18 protein-coding genes are annotated in these 16,083 nt (G+C 71.4%); 7 read left to right on the forward strand and 11 right to left on the reverse strand.

What is annotated here, in order from left to right; genetic code table 11:
• Nucleotides 1–63 precede the first annotated feature (63 nt).
• Complete coding sequence (locus tag ACQP2X_RS37630; RefSeq protein WP_498690090.1) at nucleotides 64–630, reverse strand: DoxX family membrane protein; 567 nt, start codon at nucleotides 628–630, stop codon at nucleotides 64–66.
• A 129-nt stretch (nucleotides 631–759) separates the two neighbouring features.
• On the opposite strand from ACQP2X_RS37630, the gene ACQP2X_RS37635 reads away from it, so the two are divergent.
• Both ACQP2X_RS37635 and ACQP2X_RS37640 read left to right on the forward strand, forming a co-directional pair.
• Nucleotides 760–1,362 carry a CBS domain-containing protein gene (locus ACQP2X_RS37635; protein WP_498690093.1) on the forward strand — a complete coding sequence of 201 codons (603 nt, stop codon included), beginning with the start codon at nucleotides 760–762 and terminating at the stop codon, nucleotides 1,360–1,362.
• 46 nt (nucleotides 1,363–1,408) lie between these two features.
• Complete coding sequence (locus ACQP2X_RS37640) at nucleotides 1,409–2,203, forward strand: DUF2927 domain-containing protein (RefSeq protein ID WP_498690095.1); 795 nt, start codon at nucleotides 1,409–1,411, stop codon at nucleotides 2,201–2,203.
• Here the strand turns inward: ACQP2X_RS37640 and ACQP2X_RS37645 are convergent.
• From ACQP2X_RS37645 to ACQP2X_RS37655, 3 genes are read right to left on the reverse strand one after another with little or no spacing between them, the layout of a single operon-like run.
• Nucleotides 2,196–3,845 (reverse strand): RecQ family ATP-dependent DNA helicase, encoded by a 1,650-nt coding sequence (locus ACQP2X_RS37645; protein WP_498690096.1) that lies wholly within the window; start codon nucleotides 3,843–3,845, stop codon nucleotides 2,196–2,198. The genes ACQP2X_RS37640 and ACQP2X_RS37645 overlap by 8 nt on opposite strands.
• Nucleotides 3,846–3,885: 40 nt before the next feature.
• Nucleotides 3,886–4,827 (reverse strand): TIGR03557 family F420-dependent LLM class oxidoreductase, encoded by a 942-nt coding sequence (locus ACQP2X_RS37650; protein WP_498690097.1) that lies wholly within the window; start codon nucleotides 4,825–4,827, stop codon nucleotides 3,886–3,888.
• Between the two features lie 16 nt (nucleotides 4,828–4,843).
• Entirely contained in the window at nucleotides 4,844–4,975 is a 132-nt protein-coding gene (locus tag ACQP2X_RS37655) for a hypothetical protein (protein WP_281260836.1), read from the reverse strand.
• Nucleotides 4,976–5,085: 110 nt separating this feature from the next.
• Between ACQP2X_RS37655 and ACQP2X_RS37660 the strand changes: the two genes are divergently transcribed.
• The 3 genes from ACQP2X_RS37660 (at nucleotide 5,086) to ACQP2X_RS37670 (ending at nucleotide 7,585) form a co-directional block, all read left to right on the forward strand.
• Nucleotides 5,086–6,684: a glycoside hydrolase family 3 protein gene (locus ACQP2X_RS37660; protein WP_498690099.1), complete on the forward strand. Its 1,599-nt coding sequence runs from the start codon at nucleotides 5,086–5,088 to the stop codon at nucleotides 6,682–6,684.
• Nucleotides 6,685–6,818: 134 nt separating this feature from the next.
• Entirely contained in the window at nucleotides 6,819–7,058 is a 240-nt protein-coding gene (locus tag ACQP2X_RS37665; protein WP_498690101.1) for a prevent-host-death protein, read from the forward strand.
• 23 nt (nucleotides 7,059–7,081) lie between these two features.
• Nucleotides 7,082–7,585 (forward strand): hypothetical protein, encoded by a 504-nt coding sequence (locus ACQP2X_RS37670; RefSeq protein WP_498690103.1) that lies wholly within the window; start codon nucleotides 7,082–7,084, stop codon nucleotides 7,583–7,585.
• 41 nt (nucleotides 7,586–7,626) lie between these two features.
• Here ACQP2X_RS37670 and ACQP2X_RS37675 read toward each other — a convergent pair whose 3' ends face one another.
• Nucleotides 7,627–8,778 carry an FAD-dependent monooxygenase gene (locus ACQP2X_RS37675; RefSeq protein WP_498690104.1) on the reverse strand — a complete coding sequence of 384 codons (1,152 nt, stop codon included), beginning with the start codon at nucleotides 8,776–8,778 and terminating at the stop codon, nucleotides 7,627–7,629.
• A gap of 25 nt (nucleotides 8,779–8,803) precedes the next feature.
• On the opposite strand from ACQP2X_RS37675, the gene ACQP2X_RS37680 reads away from it, so the two are divergent.
• Both ACQP2X_RS37680 and ACQP2X_RS37685 read left to right on the forward strand, forming a co-directional pair.
• A complete protein-coding gene (locus ACQP2X_RS37680; protein ID WP_498690105.1) occupies nucleotides 8,804–9,685 on the forward strand; it encodes a helix-turn-helix domain-containing protein in 882 nt (293 codons plus the stop codon).
• On the forward strand, nucleotides 9,678–10,070 hold the full coding sequence (locus ACQP2X_RS37685) for a VOC family protein (protein WP_498690108.1): 393 nt from the start codon (nucleotides 9,678–9,680) through the stop codon (nucleotides 10,068–10,070). The genes ACQP2X_RS37680 and ACQP2X_RS37685 overlap by 8 nt, the downstream gene beginning before the upstream one ends.
• Before the next feature lie 49 nt (nucleotides 10,071–10,119).
• On the opposite strand, the gene ACQP2X_RS37690 is transcribed toward ACQP2X_RS37685, so the two are convergent.
• From ACQP2X_RS37690 to ACQP2X_RS37715, 6 genes are all read right to left on the reverse strand, one after another.
• Nucleotides 10,120–11,073: a sulfite exporter TauE/SafE family protein gene (locus ACQP2X_RS37690; protein ID WP_498690110.1), complete on the reverse strand. Its 954-nt coding sequence runs from the start codon at nucleotides 11,071–11,073 to the stop codon at nucleotides 10,120–10,122.
• A gap of 105 nt (nucleotides 11,074–11,178) precedes the next feature.
• A complete protein-coding gene (locus tag ACQP2X_RS37695; RefSeq protein WP_498690112.1) occupies nucleotides 11,179–11,796 on the reverse strand; it encodes a response regulator in 618 nt (205 codons plus the stop codon).
• Nucleotides 11,793–13,034: a sensor histidine kinase gene (locus ACQP2X_RS37700; RefSeq protein ID WP_498690114.1), complete on the reverse strand. Its 1,242-nt coding sequence runs from the start codon at nucleotides 13,032–13,034 to the stop codon at nucleotides 11,793–11,795. The genes ACQP2X_RS37695 and ACQP2X_RS37700 overlap by 4 nt, the downstream gene beginning before the upstream one ends.
• 20 nt (nucleotides 13,035–13,054) lie before the next feature.
• Nucleotides 13,055–13,795 (reverse strand): ABC transporter permease, encoded by a 741-nt coding sequence (locus ACQP2X_RS37705; protein WP_498690115.1) that lies wholly within the window; start codon nucleotides 13,793–13,795, stop codon nucleotides 13,055–13,057.
• A gap of 5 nt (nucleotides 13,796–13,800) precedes the next feature.
• The gene (locus ACQP2X_RS37710; protein WP_498690117.1) at nucleotides 13,801–14,700 is read right to left on the reverse strand and encodes an ABC transporter ATP-binding protein; all 900 of its coding nucleotides are present in this window, start codon (nucleotides 14,698–14,700) and stop codon (nucleotides 13,801–13,803) included.
• A 93-nt stretch (nucleotides 14,701–14,793) separates the two neighbouring features.
• Nucleotides 14,794–15,987 (reverse strand): glycosyltransferase, encoded by a 1,194-nt coding sequence (locus tag ACQP2X_RS37715; RefSeq protein WP_498690118.1) that lies wholly within the window; start codon nucleotides 15,985–15,987, stop codon nucleotides 14,794–14,796.
• Nucleotides 15,988–16,083: the final 96 nt, after the last annotated feature.

Here is a 16,083-nt window from a genome sequence, read left to right on the forward strand (position 1 = left end):
TTTCGTCGAGCGTGTCGCGGCGGCAAAGAGTTGCCAGTTGTTGCTCAGCCGCCGGCCTTGCTTTCAGATGAGCCAGCGGTTCTTCTGGACGAAGGGCAGCTGGGCCCAGTAGCGGCCGAGGCCCCAGGTGTGCCCGGCGTAGGTCAGGGCCAGGACGACGGTGCCGATCGCGTAAATGACGTGGTAGTCGATCAGTGGGTTGCTCGAACCGGCGTTGCGGGCCAGTGGCCATTCGGCCGCCCACATCAGGGCCATCATGACGATCGTGGCGCCGGCGGCGATCCGCAGGCCGATGCCGAGGACCAGCGCGAGCCCGATGCCGAGCAGCCCGAGCATGAACGCCCAGTCGGCCCACGGGGCGCCCGCGATGTCGCGGAAGAAGCCCTGCAACGGCCCGACTTCGACGTTCGACAGGAAGCCCTTGGTCGGCGACCCGCCGTTGACCCAGGCCCGCTCGGCCGGGGTGGCGTAGCCGAACCCGAAGGTCTTGTCCAGAAACGCCCACAGGAAGACCAGGCCGGTCGAGATGCGCAGAACGGCCAGGGCACGGGCGGCGGTTTTGGTGAGCATGGCGCCCGGCGCCTCGACGGTCTCGAGGTGGTTGACGCGGCTCTCAGCGGTGGCGTTCATCGTTCCTCCTCAATCGCTTACACCACTGAGACTCCTCCGCCCGGCCGTTTGGCACCCGGGCCCAACCTCCCGATAGTCCCGGGACTTTGGTCCCGGGCGCCGGGCGCTCCCATGCGCCACGATGGACTCATGAGAGCCAAGGACGTGATGACCAGTCCCGTTGTCACCGTCGCGCCGACCGCGCCCGTCGAGGAAGCGGTGGCCCGGCTCACGTCGAACAACGTGACCGCCCTGCCCGTCGTCACCGAGGCCGGCGACCTGGTCGGCGTGGTCAGCGAGGGCGACCTGCTGCGCCACCGCGTGCCGGCCGACCGGACCGCGCACATGCTGGCCCCGCCGCCGGTCGCGCACGCCCGCCCGGCCGCGGTCGCCGAGGCCATGTCCCCCGCCCCGATCACCACGTGGCCCGGCGCCGACCTGGCCGAGATCGCCGAGGCCATGCTGACCCACGACGTCCGCAGCGTTCCCGTCCTGGACGACGGCGCGGTGGTGGGCATAGTGAGCCGCCGCGACATCCTGCGCGCGATGGTCCGTACGGACGAGGCCCTGGCCGCCGAGGTCCAGCACCGCCTGGACGAATACGCGCCGCGCTGGACGGCCACGGTGAAGGCCGGCGCCGCCACCGTCACCGGCCCCTTCACCGACGACACGGACCGGGCCGTGGTGACCGCGCTGACCCGCACGGTCGCCGGCGTGACCGAGGTGTGCCTCGTGTCCGCCGCCCCGGATTAAAGGTTTACGATCTTGGCGCCGTCCCGGTTCAGAGAAGGGCGCCCCCATGCGTTCGGCCATCACCAAAGGCCTCGTGCCGCTGCTCCTGACCACCACCGGCTTCCTGGCCGCGTGTCATGCGCCGGCCCACGGCTCCACCGCGGCCCCGGCCTCCTCGGCCCCGGCCTCTTCGGCCCCGGCCTCCGTCGCTCCGGTCTCCGCCGCCCCGCCCGCTTCTCCCGCGCCCGCTTCTCCCGCGCCCAAGCCGAAGGTCAGCAAGGCGACCCTCGACTACTTCCTCGCCGTCGCGCTCGGGACGAAGAGCACCGACAAGGACAACGTCGTCTACCGGTGGACCGACGAGCTGGTCACGGTCCGGGTCCACGGCTTGACCGACGCCGGCCGGAGCTGCCTGACGAAGACCATCGCCGACTTCAACGCCCTGTCCCGAACCACCGATCTTCAGCTGGCCGAGGGCCCGGGCGACATCGAGCTGTACGTCACGCCGCTGTCCAAGTTCCACTCGCTGGACGCCCAGTACGACTTCCACGACAACGACGTGGCCTGGTTCAACACCCACCGCGACGGCAACTACAACATCGACAGCGCCACCGTCCTGATCCGCTCGGACGACACCACGGCCCGCGAACGGTGCCGCCTGATCCGGGGCGAACTGACTCAGACGATGGGTTTCACGGAGGACTCGGCCAAGTACGCGAGCAGCATCTTCTACAGCGAGTACACGGACGCCCCGTCCCAGTACTCGCCGTTGGACAAGGCAGTGATCCGCCTGATGTACGGCGACATCATCCAGCCCGGCGACAACCGCAAGACCGTCACCGGCCGAGTGACGATCAGCTGACCGCCGCCAGCAGCTCGTTCTCGAGGACGACCGGCACCGAGAGGGTCTTGTAACCGACCTCGTCGAACAGGACGGTCACTCGCTCCTCCTCGTAGCCCATCACCATGCCCACTCCCCACTCGGCGTGGCGGACCTTGCTGTGCACCGCGAACGGCTCGTCGCCCGAGGCCTGTTCGATCTCCTCGGCCGAGCCCTCCTCGCAGTTGTCGCAATGGCCGCACGGCTTCGTGAGGTCCTCGCCGAAGTAGGCCAGCAGTGTCTGTGTGCGGCAGGCCCTTGTCTCGGCGAAGCCCCGCATCATGTCGGTCCGGGAGCGGTCGAGCACCTGCTGTCGCTCGTGGACCTTCAGGGCCGCGGCCGCCGCGGCCGCCGCGGCCGCCGGGAGCGGGGCGAAGACCGGCACCGTGACACGGTTGCCCCGGCCCGTCACCGCTGCTCCCACCTCTTCCAGCAGGGCCAGGTAGGCCGAGAGCTTGCGGGGCCCCAGGCCCGTCTTCTCCTTCAGCTCCGCCTTGGTCGACGGGCCCTTCCGGACCGCCGCCGCCAGGTCGCGCAGCTCCTTCTCGTCGGGGGCGCCGCCGTTGAAGAAGCGCTGGATGGCCTCGTCCTCGGCCCGCCACAGCAGCAGCGCCTGGGCCGGGTCGTCGTCGCGGCCGGCCCGGCCGATCTCCTGGAAGTAGCTGTCGGGCGAGTCGGGCAGGGCCATGTGGGCCACCCACCGGATGTTGGGTTTGTCGATGCCCATGCCGAACGCCGACGTGGCCACCATGATGTCGACCTTGTCGTTCGTGAAGTCCTCGTGCTTCTGTTCGCGGGCGCCGCCGGCCATGCCGCCGTGGTAGAACTCGGCCGGATATCCGGCCTCGGTCAGCTTCTCGGCCAGCTCCTCCGACGCGCGCCGGGTCGGCACGTAGATGATGCCGGGGCGGGCGGCCGAGTCGAGCAGGGCCGTGAGCTTGCGCCAGCGGTAGTTCTCGTCGGGGCAGTACGCCGCCTCGAGGAACAGGTTGCGCCGGTCCAGGCCGGAGACGTGGATCTCGGGCTTGTTCAGGTGCAGCCGCTCGATGATGTCCTCGCGCACCGGCGGCGAGGCCGTCGCGGTCAGGGCCAGCACCGGCGGGCGGCCGATGCCCTTGATCAGGTCGCCCAGGGCCAGGAACTCGGGGCGGAAGTCGTGGCCCCACGACGAGATGCAGTGCGCCTCGTCGACCGCGACCAGTCCCGGCTTCAGCGCGCGGACCTCGGCCATCCGCTCCGGGTCGCTGAGCTGCTCCGGGGTGATGAAGAGGAACTCGGCCCGTCCCTCGGCGATCTCGGCGATGGCCGCGCGCTGCTGCGCCGGGGTCTCGGCCGAGCTCACCCGCACGGCGCGGATGGCCGGGTCGTCGCGCTCGTTGAGGGCGGCGATCTGGTCCTGCTGCAGGGCCAGCAGTGGCGAGATCACCACGGTCGGCCCGGGCAGCAGGACCGCCGGGATCTGGTAGATCGCCGACTTGCCGGCGCCGGTGGGCAGGACGACCAGGGCGTCGCGACGGCGCAGCACGGCGCGCATCGGCTTGAACTGGCCGGGGCGCAGGGAGGGCCACCCGAAGTGTTTGCGGGCGACCTTGCGCAGGCGGGGTCCGTAGACGGGGATCTTCATCGAGCGGCCATTGTGCCCCAGGTCTCCGATGCGCAAACGCCTAGAGGATCTCCTTGGCGTACAGGTCGAGAAGGCCCTGGTAGTGCGGCCCGGTGTTGGCGACGTACACCTCGTCGAACCCGGCCTTCTCGTACTTCTCGATCATCTCGCGGTGCGGCCGCGGATCGTTGCCGCAGACGAAGCTCTCCTTGACCATGTCCTGGGTGACGAGCTCGGACGCCTGCTCGAAGTGCTTGGGCGACGGCAACACCTGGGAGAGCTCGCCGGGCACGCCCGAGTTCGGCCATTTCTCGTACGCCAGACGCGCGCCCTCCTCCTCCGACGAGGCGTACGCGGCCTTGAATCCGCCTTGGACGACCTTCTTGCCGCCGCCGGAGGAGCGGAAGCGCGACACGAGGTCGGCGTCGGGCATGACGCTCACGTAGCCGTCGCCGAGCCGACCGGCGACCTCGGTCGCCTTGGGCCCGAACCCGGAGATGTGGATCTCGACGGGCTTCTCCGGCAGCGTGTAGATGCGGGCGTTCTCCACCGTGTAGTGCTTGCCGTGGTGGGAGTAGTTCCCGCCCGCCCAGAGCCCCCGCATGATCTCGATCGATTCTTCGAGCATTTCCAGCCGTACGTCCAACTCGGGCCACGCGTCGCCGAAGATGTGCTCGTTGAGCGCCTCGCCGGTGCCGACCCCGAGCCGGAACTTGCCGCCGGTGAGGACGGCGCTGGTGGCGGCGGCCTGGGCGATGACGGCCGGGTGGATGCGTACGGTCGGGCAGGTCACCGCCGTGGTGATCTCCAGGCTGGGCGCGGCCTGGCTGATCGCGCCGATCATCGACCAGACGAAGGCGCTCTGTCCCTGGGCGTCCACCCACGGGTGATAGTGGTCGGAGATCCACAGGGCCTGGAAGCCGGCCCGCTCGGCGCCGCGCGCCTGCTCGATCAGCTCGGCCGGGGTGTATTCCTCGCAGGACAAGAAGTAACCGATGCGCATACCGCCCGAGTTACCCCTATTTCTTGCCGCCGAACATGCGGCGGATCGCCCAGAGCAGGATCAGCGCGGCCAGAGCGACACCGAGCAGGCGGACGGCGTGCACCTCGGACCAGTCGACACCCGAGGCGGCGAGGGGGATGGCAGTCACAGCGACAGCGTAGCCGTCTCAGCTAATAGAAAGGTTTGTTGACTAAATCGCGGAGCGATGTGACCATTGGGACCGCACGCGACCAGGCAGCCGGAACGTACGGGGGACAAATGCCGAAATTTGGCGAATTGCCGGAGCTTGCCGCGACGGTGCTCCAGCCCGGATTCGTCGGCACCAGCGCGCCCGACTGGGTCCGCCGCTGGCTCGGCGAGGGGCTCGGCGGCGTCGCGCTGTTCGCCCGCAACGTCGAATCACCGGCCCAGGTGGCGGCGCTGACCGCGCAGCTGCGGGCCGAGCGCCCGGACGTGCTGGTCGCGATCGACGAGGAGGCCGGCGACGTCACCCGCTTCGAGTCCCGGCTCGGCAGCTCCCGGCCCGGCAACCTGGCCCTGGGCGCGATCGACGACGCGGCGCTGACCGAGGCCGTGGCCCGCGACCTCGGCGACGACCTGGCCAAGGCCGGCATCACGCTCGACTACGCGCCCGACGCCGACGTCAACAGCAACCCCGGAAACCCCGTGATCGGCGTACGGGCGTTCGGCGCCGAGGCGCAGTTGGTGGCCCGCCACTCGGCCGCGTTCGTGCGCGGTCTCCAGGCGGCCGGCGTGGCCGCGTGCGCCAAGCACTTCCCCGGCCACGGCGACACCAGCGTCGACTCGCACCACGACGTGCCGCTCATCGACCGCGACCGGCAGCAGCTGGCCGAGTGTGAGCTGGTGCCGTTCCGGGCGGCGATCGAGGCCGGCGTGCGGGTGGTCATGACGGGTCATCTGCTCGTTCCGGCGTACGACAAGGAACTCCCGGCGACGCTCAGCCGCCGCATCCTCACCGGCCTGCTCCGTGAGGAGCTGGGTTTCCGGGGTCTGATCGTCACCGACGGCATCGAGATGCAGGGCGTGCGCCGCAAGTACGGCCTGACCGGCGCCACCGTGCGCGCCCTGGCCGCCGGCGTCGACGCCATCTGCGTCGGAGGCGACCACGCCGAGGAGCACACGGCGGCCGAGCTGCGCGACGCCATCGTGGCCGCGGTCGTCGACGGCACCCTGCCCGAGGAGCGGCTGCGCGACGCCGCGGCCCGCGTCCGCGAGCTCGGCGAATGGACCACCCGCACCCAGACGGCGACCGGCGCCCGGGCCGTCGCCGACGCCGGCCCCGAGGTGGTGTCGGTGGCCTTCAGTCCGGTCAAGGGCGGCGGTGGGGCGGTCTTGGACGGGCTTTCTACGGGTTCGGGTATCGGCTTCGACGCGGCCCGCCGCGCGGTCCGGGTGACCCGCACCGAGGGCGCCACCGCGCTGCCGATCACCGAACCGGCGTACGTGGTGGAGTTCGCCCCGCCCCGCAACATCGCCATCGGCGCCGAGACCCCGTGGGGCCTGAGCGCGCCACTGGACGAGCTGCTCCCCGGCACCGAGACGGTCCGCCTGGCCGAGAACGACAACCCGGCCGCCGCGCTGGAGGCGGCCGGCGACCGCCCCCTGGTGGTGGTGGTCCGCGACGTGCACCGCCACCCGTGGCAGGCCGAGGCCCTGACCGCCCTGCTGGCGGCCCGCCCCGACGCGATCGTGGTCGAAATGGGCCTGCCGGTGACGGTGCTGGGCGGCGTGCACATCGCCACGTACGGCGCCACCCGGGCCTGCGGCCAGGCCGCCGCCGAACTGATCGCGGGCACCGTGGTGCCCACCCCCGAGCCCCAGCCGCTGGCCGCCTGAGACCGGCCCGGACGCCGGCGCCCCGGGCCGGGGGGCCGGCCGCCGGCGTCCGGGCCCGCGACCACCTCAGGACTCGGTCAGGCAAGCCGCCTCCGCGGCCGACTAAGCTGTCGGCTGACCGCGGCGGTGCGCCCATGTCAGACATCAAGACGCAGCTCTCGCACATCATCGACCGTGCGGGAACTCCCGTGGCAAAGGACGTTCCTCCGGTCGGACGGGCGAACCGCACGGCGATCGGCTCACTCGCCGGCAAGCTCGACCTGTCGGGCGACTGGGACTCCCCCATGACCAACGCCGAGATCGGCGCGGAGTTCGGCCTTGACGACGCCGCGTCGGGGGCGGGGACGTGGGGTATAAGAGCAGGGGCCAACTGACCGCCGGACGTAAGGAATCACCTGTGAGTGACGAGCCGCTGTACTCGAAGCTGGGCTTCACCGACCCCGAGTGGGGGCTGCTGGTCGGCCTTCCCCAGTCGGTGCTCACCGCGGCGAGCGCCGCTTCGCCGGACAGCACCCGCAAGACGCGGCAGGAGAGCGCCGCCGGTCTCGATGTCATCTCCGACGCCCGCGCCTCGGCCAGCCCGCTCGTCGTGGCCGTGGCCGGCGCCATCGTCTCCCGCGTGGGCGACCCCGACCTGGGCGAGGAGCCCCCGGTCATCGAGCCCGGCGATCCCATCGCCTACGCCGAGGACGTGCTGGGCCGCGCCGCCGAGGCGAACGCCCTGCTGACGGCCAAGGCCGACCAGGCCGACGCCGAGACCTACAAGCACTGGCTCGTCGAGATCGCCGAGAGCGTCGTCGGCGCCGCCTCCACCGGCGGCGTCCTCGGCCTGGGCGGCGAGACCGTCACCGACAACGAGCGCGCCTTCCGCGACGACCTGGCCAAGGCCCTGACCGACTGACGGCGGCTCCGGGGCGTCCGGCGAACACCGCGCCGGGCGCCTCAGGACGCCGGCGGGCGCCAGCTGAAGATCGGGTCCATCTGCCGCAGGACCAGGTTGGGGCCCAGGCGCCCGGCGATCCCCATGCCGGCGTTGCGCAGCGTCGCCGCCGGGCCGCGCAGGGCGGCGAGACGGCCTATCCGGCGGGAGGCCGCGGCCACGGTCGCGGTGCGGGGCGCGCGGTCTTTCGAGTACGCCGCCAGGTCGCCCGCGTGGGCGGCCAGGACCACGGCGTCCTCCAGTGCCTGGCAGGCGCCCTGGCCCAGGTTCGGGGTCATCGCGTGGGCGGCGTCGCCCAGCAGCGCCACCCGTCCCTTGTGGAAGGACGGCGGCGCGGCGTCCAGGCAGCGGATGTCGGTGCGGATGATCTCGGTGGCGGCCGCCATCAGGGACGGGATGGGCTCGTGCCAGCCGCCGAACCAGCGCAGCATCTCGGCGCGTTCGTCGTCGGCCCGCTCGCCGGGTGGGGCCGGGGCCGTCGCGTAGCAGTAGACGCGGTCGTCGCCCAGGTTGACCACGCCGACCACGGCTCCGTCGCCCCACGTCTCCGACATCTCCAGGTCGCCCGGTGGTCGCGGCACCACGAAACGCCAGCTCGTCACGCCCGTGTAGACGGGGCCCGGTGTTTCCGGGAACAGCTTTCGGCGTACAGGCGAATGAAGGCCGTCGGCCGCGACCACAAGATCAGCCTCGACGGTGCCGCCGGGCGTGACCACCCGGCCCGTCGCCGGATCGACGTCCTCGACCGGCACGCCCAGCCGGAGAACGGCGTCGGCGCCCGAGGCCGGGGATCCGGGGCCGGGGAGTTCGGTGACGGCGCCGGCCAGGAGCTGGATGAGGGCGGCCCGGTGGACGACGATCGTAGGCAGCCCGAACCGGGTTTCGGCGGCCGAGGCGTCGGTGCGGGAGATCCAGCGGCCGTCCGGGCGCTGGATGCCGGCGGTGCCCTGGAGGGCGGCCATCGCGCGCACCCGGTCGCCCAGACCGAGGACGTCGAGGGCGCGCAGGCCGTTCGGGGCGATGGCGAGGCCCGCACCCACGTTCTCCAGGGCGGGCGCCTTCTCCAGCACCGTGACCGTCCAGCCCCGGCGGGTCAGGGCGACGGCGGCGGCCAGGCCACCCACCCCGGCTCCGATCACTGTCGCATTCGGCATCGTCGCATCGTGTCATGCTCGACACGTGTCCGTCGTCGACAAATATGCGATCGGCCCGCCTTCGGCTCGGCTGCGGCCGCATGTCGCCTTCTATTCGGGCTACCGGCAGCGTGGCATCGCTCCTGGGCTGCACCGGGGGCTGCCGTCGCCGTACCTGACGCTGATCTTCACGATGGACGAGCCGCTGATCGTCGACGCCCATCCCGATCCCCGGCAGAGGGCCGGAAGTTATGACGCGCTGATCGGCGGGCTCCATCTGGGGCCGGCGATCATCCGGCACGAGGGGCGGCAGTCGGGCGTGCAGGTGGCGTTGCGGCCGCTGGGGTGCCGCGCCCTGCTCGGTCTGCCGGCGGGCGAATTGTCAGGCCTGGATCTGCCGGCGTCGTCAGTGCTCGGCCCGGCCCGGGTCCACGAGATCAGGGAGCAGGTGTCCGCGGCGACTTCATGGCCCGCGCGATTCGCCGCGGTCGACCGTGGGCTGTGCCGCGCGCTCGACCGCCCCGGCCGGATCGGCCTGTCATCGGGCGGCTCGGCGCCGCCCGCGTCGGGGGCGGCCGAGGTCGCCCACGCGTGGAGCCGCTTGATGACGGGAGGCGTCAGTGTCGCCGCGGTCGCGGCCGAGGTGGGCTGGAGCGGGCGCCACCTCACCGATCGTTTCCGGTCCGAGGTCGGGCTGCGGCCCAAGGAGGCCGCGCGGGTGGCGCGCTTCGACCGGGCGCGCCGGGCTCTGCGGCCCGGTGTCCCGATCTCCGGCCTCGCCTCCGGCTTCGGTTTCTTCGATCAGTCCCATTTCGTACGGGAGTTCCAGGCGCTCGCCGGCTGTGCGCCATCCCAGTGGCTGGCCGACGAGTTCGGTTTTGTCCAAGCCATGGCCGGCGCGGCCGCGCACCATGAGCGGTATGACTGAACCTCGACCCCAGGTGTGGCCCACACTGGTGGCCACCGACGCCCGCGCCCTGATCCGTTTCCTCGCCGTCGCGTTCGGCTTCGAAGAGACCGTCGTCCACGGCGACGAGAACGGGGTGGCGCACGCCGAGCTGGCCTGGCCGCTGGGCGGCGGCATCATGCTGGGCGACGTCAAGGACGACGGCATCTGGAAGCTCCAGCCGGGGACCTTCGGCTGTTACGTGGTCGCCGACGACATCGACGCCCTGCACGTGCGGGCGGTCGAGGCCGGCGCCGACATCGTCAAGGCACCGTACGACACCGACTACGGCTCCCGCGACTTCGCGGCCCGCGACCCGGAGGGCAACCTCTGGCAGTTCGGCACCTATCGGGGGACCCCGAGATAGGGGAAAGCCCCCGCCGGCAAGCGGGGGCCTCCTCACCAAGGGCGGAAGGTCAGGCGGCCGGGGCGGGGGCCTTCTCGTCGGGGCGGTCGTCGGTGGCGACGATCGCCTCGGCCTCGGCGATGATGGCCTGGTCCTCGGTCTTGTGCTTGCGGTACTGGGCGACCGAGTACGCGATGGCGGCGGCCCACACCACGTAGATGACAGCGTAGAACGTGTAGCGGACGCCGTCACCCGCGTCGATCCAGTCGCTGCGCAGCAGGGTGCGCGTGTTGGTCAGGATGATCAGGCCGCCGACCAGGGAGCCGAGCACGCGCGGCGGGATGTGCCGGACGAGCCAGGCCGCGATCGGGGCGGCGATGACGCCGCCGATCAGCAGGGCCAGCACCCAGGTGTAGTTGATGCTCTCGTTGCCGATGCCGACGATGAAGCCGAGGCTGGCCGCGACCGCCACCAGGAACTCGCTGGTGTCGATGGAGCCGATCGTCTTGCGCGGCTCGAGCCGGCCGCTGGCCAGGATGGCCGGGGTGCCGACCGGGCCCCAGCCGCCGCCACCGGTGGAGTCGACGAAGCCGGCCACCATGCCGAGCGGGGCCAGGAACCGCTTGCGCAGCGGCTTGCCGAGGCGGCCCTTGGGCAGGCCCTGCGTGGTGAAGCGGATGAAGACGTACAGGCCCAGCGCCAGCAGGATGATCGACATCAGCGGGGCCGCGGTCTCGGTCGACAGGCTCGACAGGAAGGTGGCGCCCGCGAACGCGCCGATCGCGCCGGGCACGCCGATCTTGAGGACGACCTTCCAGTCGACGTTGCCGAACTTCCAGTGCGAGACACCCGACACCAGTGTCGTGCCGATCTCGGCGAGGTGAACGGTGGCCGAGGCGGCGGCCGGGCTGGTGCCGATCGCCAGCAGCAGCGTGGTCGACGTGACGCCGTAGGCCATGCCGAGGCTGCCGTCGACCAACTGGGCGCCCAGGCCGACCAGGGCGAGGAGCAAGAGCTTGCGCATGTCCCTGACCACCGTTTCCCTAGATATCCCACATAGCAAGTTGGTTTGGTGAGAATAGGAAACGCAGCGTGGTCGTGGCAAGTTCTCCCAGTAGCCGGGATGGCGTCAGAGCAGGCCGCGCTCGAAGGCCGCGGCCACCGCGGCCGCCCGATCGCGCACTCCAAGCTTCGCGTAGGCGTGCAAAAGGTGTGTCTTCACTGTCGCCTCGCTGATGTGCAGGAGCTTGGCCGCCTCGCGGTTCGCATGCCCCTGGGAGATCAGCTTGAGCACCTCGACCTCGCGCTGGCTCAGCGGTTCCTTGGCCGGCGAGCGCAGCGTTCCCATGAGACGGCCGGCCACCGCGGGCGACAGCACCGACTCGCCCCGGTGCGCCGCCACGACCGCCCGGAAGAGCTCCTCCCGCGGCGTATCCTTCAGCAGGTAGCCCGTCGCTCCCGCCTTGATCGCCGGAAGAACGTCGCTGTCGGTGTCGTACGTGGTCAGCACCAGCACACGCGCACGCGAGCCCTGCCCGGCGAGCGCGCGGATCGTGCTCACCCCGTCCATGACCGGCATCCGCAGGTCGAGCAGGACCACGTCCGGGTCGACCGAGCCGGCCACCGCGAGGGCCTCCTGGCCGTTTCCGGCCTCGCCCAGCACGGCGAAGCGGTCGTCGCCGGCGAACATGCCCCGCAGGCCGTCCCGGACGACGGGATGATCGTCGACGATCAGCAGGCCGATCACGCGGCGGCCCCGGCGAACAGGGCCGGCACGCAGGCCGACAGCGCCGTGCCGCCGCCCGGCTCCGACTCGACCTCGAGGGTGCCGGCGATGCGGCGCAGGCGCTCCTTCATCGCGACCAGGCCGTAGCCGCCCCTCTCGCCGCTGGTGCGCGGGGCGGCCGGGTCGAAGCCGGCGCCGTCGTCGTGCACGTCCAGGGTGACCACATCCTCCATGTAGGACAGCGTGAGCGTCACCCGTTCGGCGGACGCGTGCCGGGCGACGTTGGCCAGGGCCTCCTGGGCCGTACGCAGCAGGGTCGTCTCGATCTCGGGGAGCAGCGGCCGGGCCGTGCCCGTGGTGACCAGTTCGGCGCCGACCCCGCTGAGCCGCGACCAGCTGGTCATCACCTCACCGATCGCCTCGGGCAGGGCGGCCGCGTCGAGCGTGCGCGGCCGCAGCGCGTGCACCGAGCGGCGGGCCTCGGTGAGGCTGTCGCGGGCCAGCTTCTTCGCCGCCACGAGATGCCGCTCGCGGTCGCCGCCGGGCGAGGTGGCCGCCTCGAGCTGGGTGACGATGCCGGTCAGGCCCTGTGCCAGCACGTCGTGGATCTCGCCGGCCATGCGCTGCCGCTCGTCGAGCTTGCCGGCCTCGCGGGCCTGCACCATGAGCTGGGCGTGCAGGCCCTCGTTCTCCTTGAGCGCCGCGGCCAGCTTGGCGTTCGCCTCGGCCAGCTCGTCGATGACCTTGACCTGACGGGCCGACCGTTCGTCGGCCTTGGCCGTCACCTTGATCATCAGACCGGAGACGCCGATGTTGATCACCAGCAGGACGGCGATGACCGGCCAGGCCGACTTCTCGTCGAGCACAAAGAAGCCGCCCGCCTGGGAGAGGCCGGTGGGTATCGCCACCAGCACGCCACCGGCGATCATCCAGGTGCCCCGCAGCGCGTACGCCGTGAACAGATAGCCGGTCCAGGCGAAGAACCCGAACAGCGGGCTGCACCAAATCAGCAGGAAGATCAGGACGATCAGGCCGAGGAAGAAGACGGCCATCTTGCCGCGGTGCTGCTCCCACTCCGGGTGCAGCGTGACCCACCAGAACAGCCAGCACACGGTCACCGCGAGGGCGCCGCCGATGACCGGCCAGGACTGGTGCGGCACCCCGGCCAGGTCACCCAGCGCGATCATCCCGACCGTGCAGACCAGCGCGATGTACGGCACCACCGTGATCAGCCGGTCCGATTTTCTGCCCGCTGCCATGACCGTCACCATCGACCCCTTCAGGACCAGCGGAACCAGCGGACCGCGAGGAACCCGAACACCACGACGTACCCAAGAAGAACCGTAACCGAGATCGCGGCCGGCCAATGTCCCGTCATGGTGTCGTTGACCGCGCGCTCGGCCGCGCCCACCGGCGTCAGATCGGCGATCTTCCGGAGGGCCTCCGGCATCACCTCGCGCGGCGTCCACAGGCCGGCGAAGAACATCAGCGGGAAGAACAGCAGCGTGCCCACCGAGTTGCCGGCCTTGCCGGTCGGCACCAGCGCCGCCACGACCAGGCCGAGCGCCAGCACCGCGGCCGCGCTGAGCAGCAGGGCGAGCACGAAACCGCCGAACTGGGCGGCCAGCGGCACGTCGAAGGCGATCCGCCCGACCGCGAGCACCAGCGCGGTCGCGGCGACGGCGCAGATCAGGTTCATGGCCAGCTGCGCGCCGAGCAGCTTCAGGGGCGAGACCGGCGTGGTGGCGAACCGGCGCAGCACGCCGCGTTCCCGGTACGCCGCCAGCACCGACGGGGTGACCTGGACGGCCAGCATGGTGATGGACAGCAGCACGGCGATGCCGACGTACAGGTCGATGACCCGGCCGCCGTTCAGGCTCTCCTGCGGCTCCCGGAACGCCGGGATGCAGCCGAGGATCACCACGAGCAGCGTCGGGAAGATGATGACGAAGAACGCGGACATCGGATCCCGCAGGTACAGCCGCAGCTCGGTCAGGGTCAGCTTGGCGAAGACGCGCATGGTGGTCACTCCCCCGAGTCGGACCGGCCGGTCAGCCGGACGAACGCGTCGTCCAGGCTGGCCTGCTCGATACGCAGGTCGTTGGCGATGATGTCGTTGACGGCGAGCACCGAGGTGACCGCGTGCAGCAGGTTGCCGGTGCCGACGACCTCGAGCTGCGACCCGTGCCGCAGCACCTCGCGCACCTCCGGGCGGGCCTCGAGCAGGGCGGCGTCCACCGGCGCCGACGGCCGGAAGCGGATCCGCTGCTCGGTGGTGGTCCCGGCGATCAGGCCGGCCGGCGTGTCGAGCGCGACGACGGTGCCGCGGTCGATCACCGCGAGCCGGTCGCAGAGCCGCTCGGCCTCCTCCATGAAGTGCGTGACCAGCAGGATCGTCACCCCCCGATCACGGACGGCCTCGATGAGACCCCACGTGTGGCGGCGAGCCTGCGGATCGAGCCCGGTGGTGAGCTCGTCGAGAATGGCGATCTCGGGATTGCCGATGAGGGCGAGCGCGATCGACAGCCGCTGCTTCTGCCCGCCCGACATCTTGGCGTAGCGGGTGGACAGCGGCACGTCGAGATCGCGGGCGAGCGCCCGCCAGTCGGCCGGATCGGGATAGAAGGAGCTGAACAGGTCGAGCGCCTCACGCCCGCTGAGCTTGTCGGGCAGCTGGCTCTCCTGGAGCTGCACACCGACCAGCCGGCGCAGCGCGGTGTCGGCCGGCGACCGGCCGAGCACACTGATCGCGCCGCCGTCGACCTTGCGCAGTCCGCTGACACACTCGACAGTGGTGGTCTTGCCAGCGCCGTTGGGGCCGAGAATGCCGAAGATCTCGCCCCGCTCGACCTCGAACGAGACGTCCCGCACCGCGACGGTGTCCCCGTACGCCTTTCGCAGGTTCTGGACCTCGATGACTGTCATGCATAGAGCGTCACAGCGACACCGGGTGTCCCGAATCGACCGGCAAGCGAAAGCCCGCATCCACCAGTTGGTGGATGCGGGCTTCCACCAGGACTAAACCATCGCCTCCGTGTTGCTGCCGCGGCGCAGGCCGGTGACGGCCGAGTAGACCGAGCCGATCTGGGCGGCGACGCGCTTCCAGGAATAGGCCTGGCGGGCGCGGTCGAGGGCCGCCGTGCCGTACGCGAAGCGCCTGACCTTGTCGTTGACCAGGCGCCGCAGAGCGCCGCCGAGGGCTCGCGGGTCGCGCGGCGGCACCAGGTCGCCGGTCAGGCCGTCGACCACTGTCTCGGTCAGGCCGCCCACCGTCGTGCCGATCACCGGGACGCCGCAGGCCATGGCCTCCAGGGCGGACGGCTCGAACTGCTCCTGCCAGGGCGCCGCCACCAGCAGGTCGGCCGAGCGGTACCAGGCCGGCATCTCCCGGGCCGGCACCCGGCCGACGATCCGGAAGCGGTCGCCGACCTGCAATTTGTCTGCCAGCGCGCGCAACTTCGCGGCGCCCGGGTCGGCCTTGAGCTGATCGGCCGGCGGGCCGCCCACGACGACCACCTCGGCGCCGGGCACGTAGCGCATGGCCTGGATGACGTCGCCGAAGCCCTTGCGCTCGACCAGCTTGCCGACCGACAGGATGCGGGGGCGCTCGGGGTCGCGCTCGACGGCGGGGCCGTCGGGGCTGAACCGGATGCTGTCGACGCCGGCCGGCACGACGGTGAGGCGGGCCCGGGGCACGCCGATGCGCACCAGACCGCTGACCTCGTCCTGGGACTGTGCGACCACGCGGTCGACGGCCCGGCCCAGGGCGCGCTCATATCCGGTCCGCGAGGGCCGGTCGGTGCCGCCGCTGAGCGACGGCAGCCCCAGCTCGTGGAACGACTGCACCACCGGGATGCCGAACTGGCGGGCGGCGGTGACCGCGGCCAGGCCGCTGGTCCAGAAGTGGGCGTGGGCGACGTCGGGGTGCCAGTCGCCGGCACGCCACTCGTGCTCGAGCAGCCGGGCGAACTCGCCCATGTGCGGGAGCAGCAGGTCGGGGGGCACCGTCTGGGCGGGCCCGGCGGCGATGTGGACGACGTGGATGCCGCCCGGCGTGGTGACCACGTCGGCGACGTCCGGGGAGTCGCGACGGGTGTAGACGCGAACCTCGTGACCGATCTCGGCGAGAGCCGTGGAGAGGTCGGCGACGTGGGTGTGCTGGCCGCCGTCGCCCAGGGGGCTGGCGTGCTCGGAGATCATGGCGATGCGCACGTGGTCCCTCCGGTCGGGCAGGTGTTCGCCGGAGACCTTGCCCTACGGCAACATCCGTAAACCTGACCTATCCGTTACAGACTGTTCTCGCAGGGT

This window comes from Actinoplanes sp. CA-131856 (assembly GCF_050956135.1).
In the GTDB taxonomy this organism is placed as follows: domain Bacteria; phylum Actinomycetota; class Actinomycetes; order Mycobacteriales; family Micromonosporaceae; genus Actinoplanes.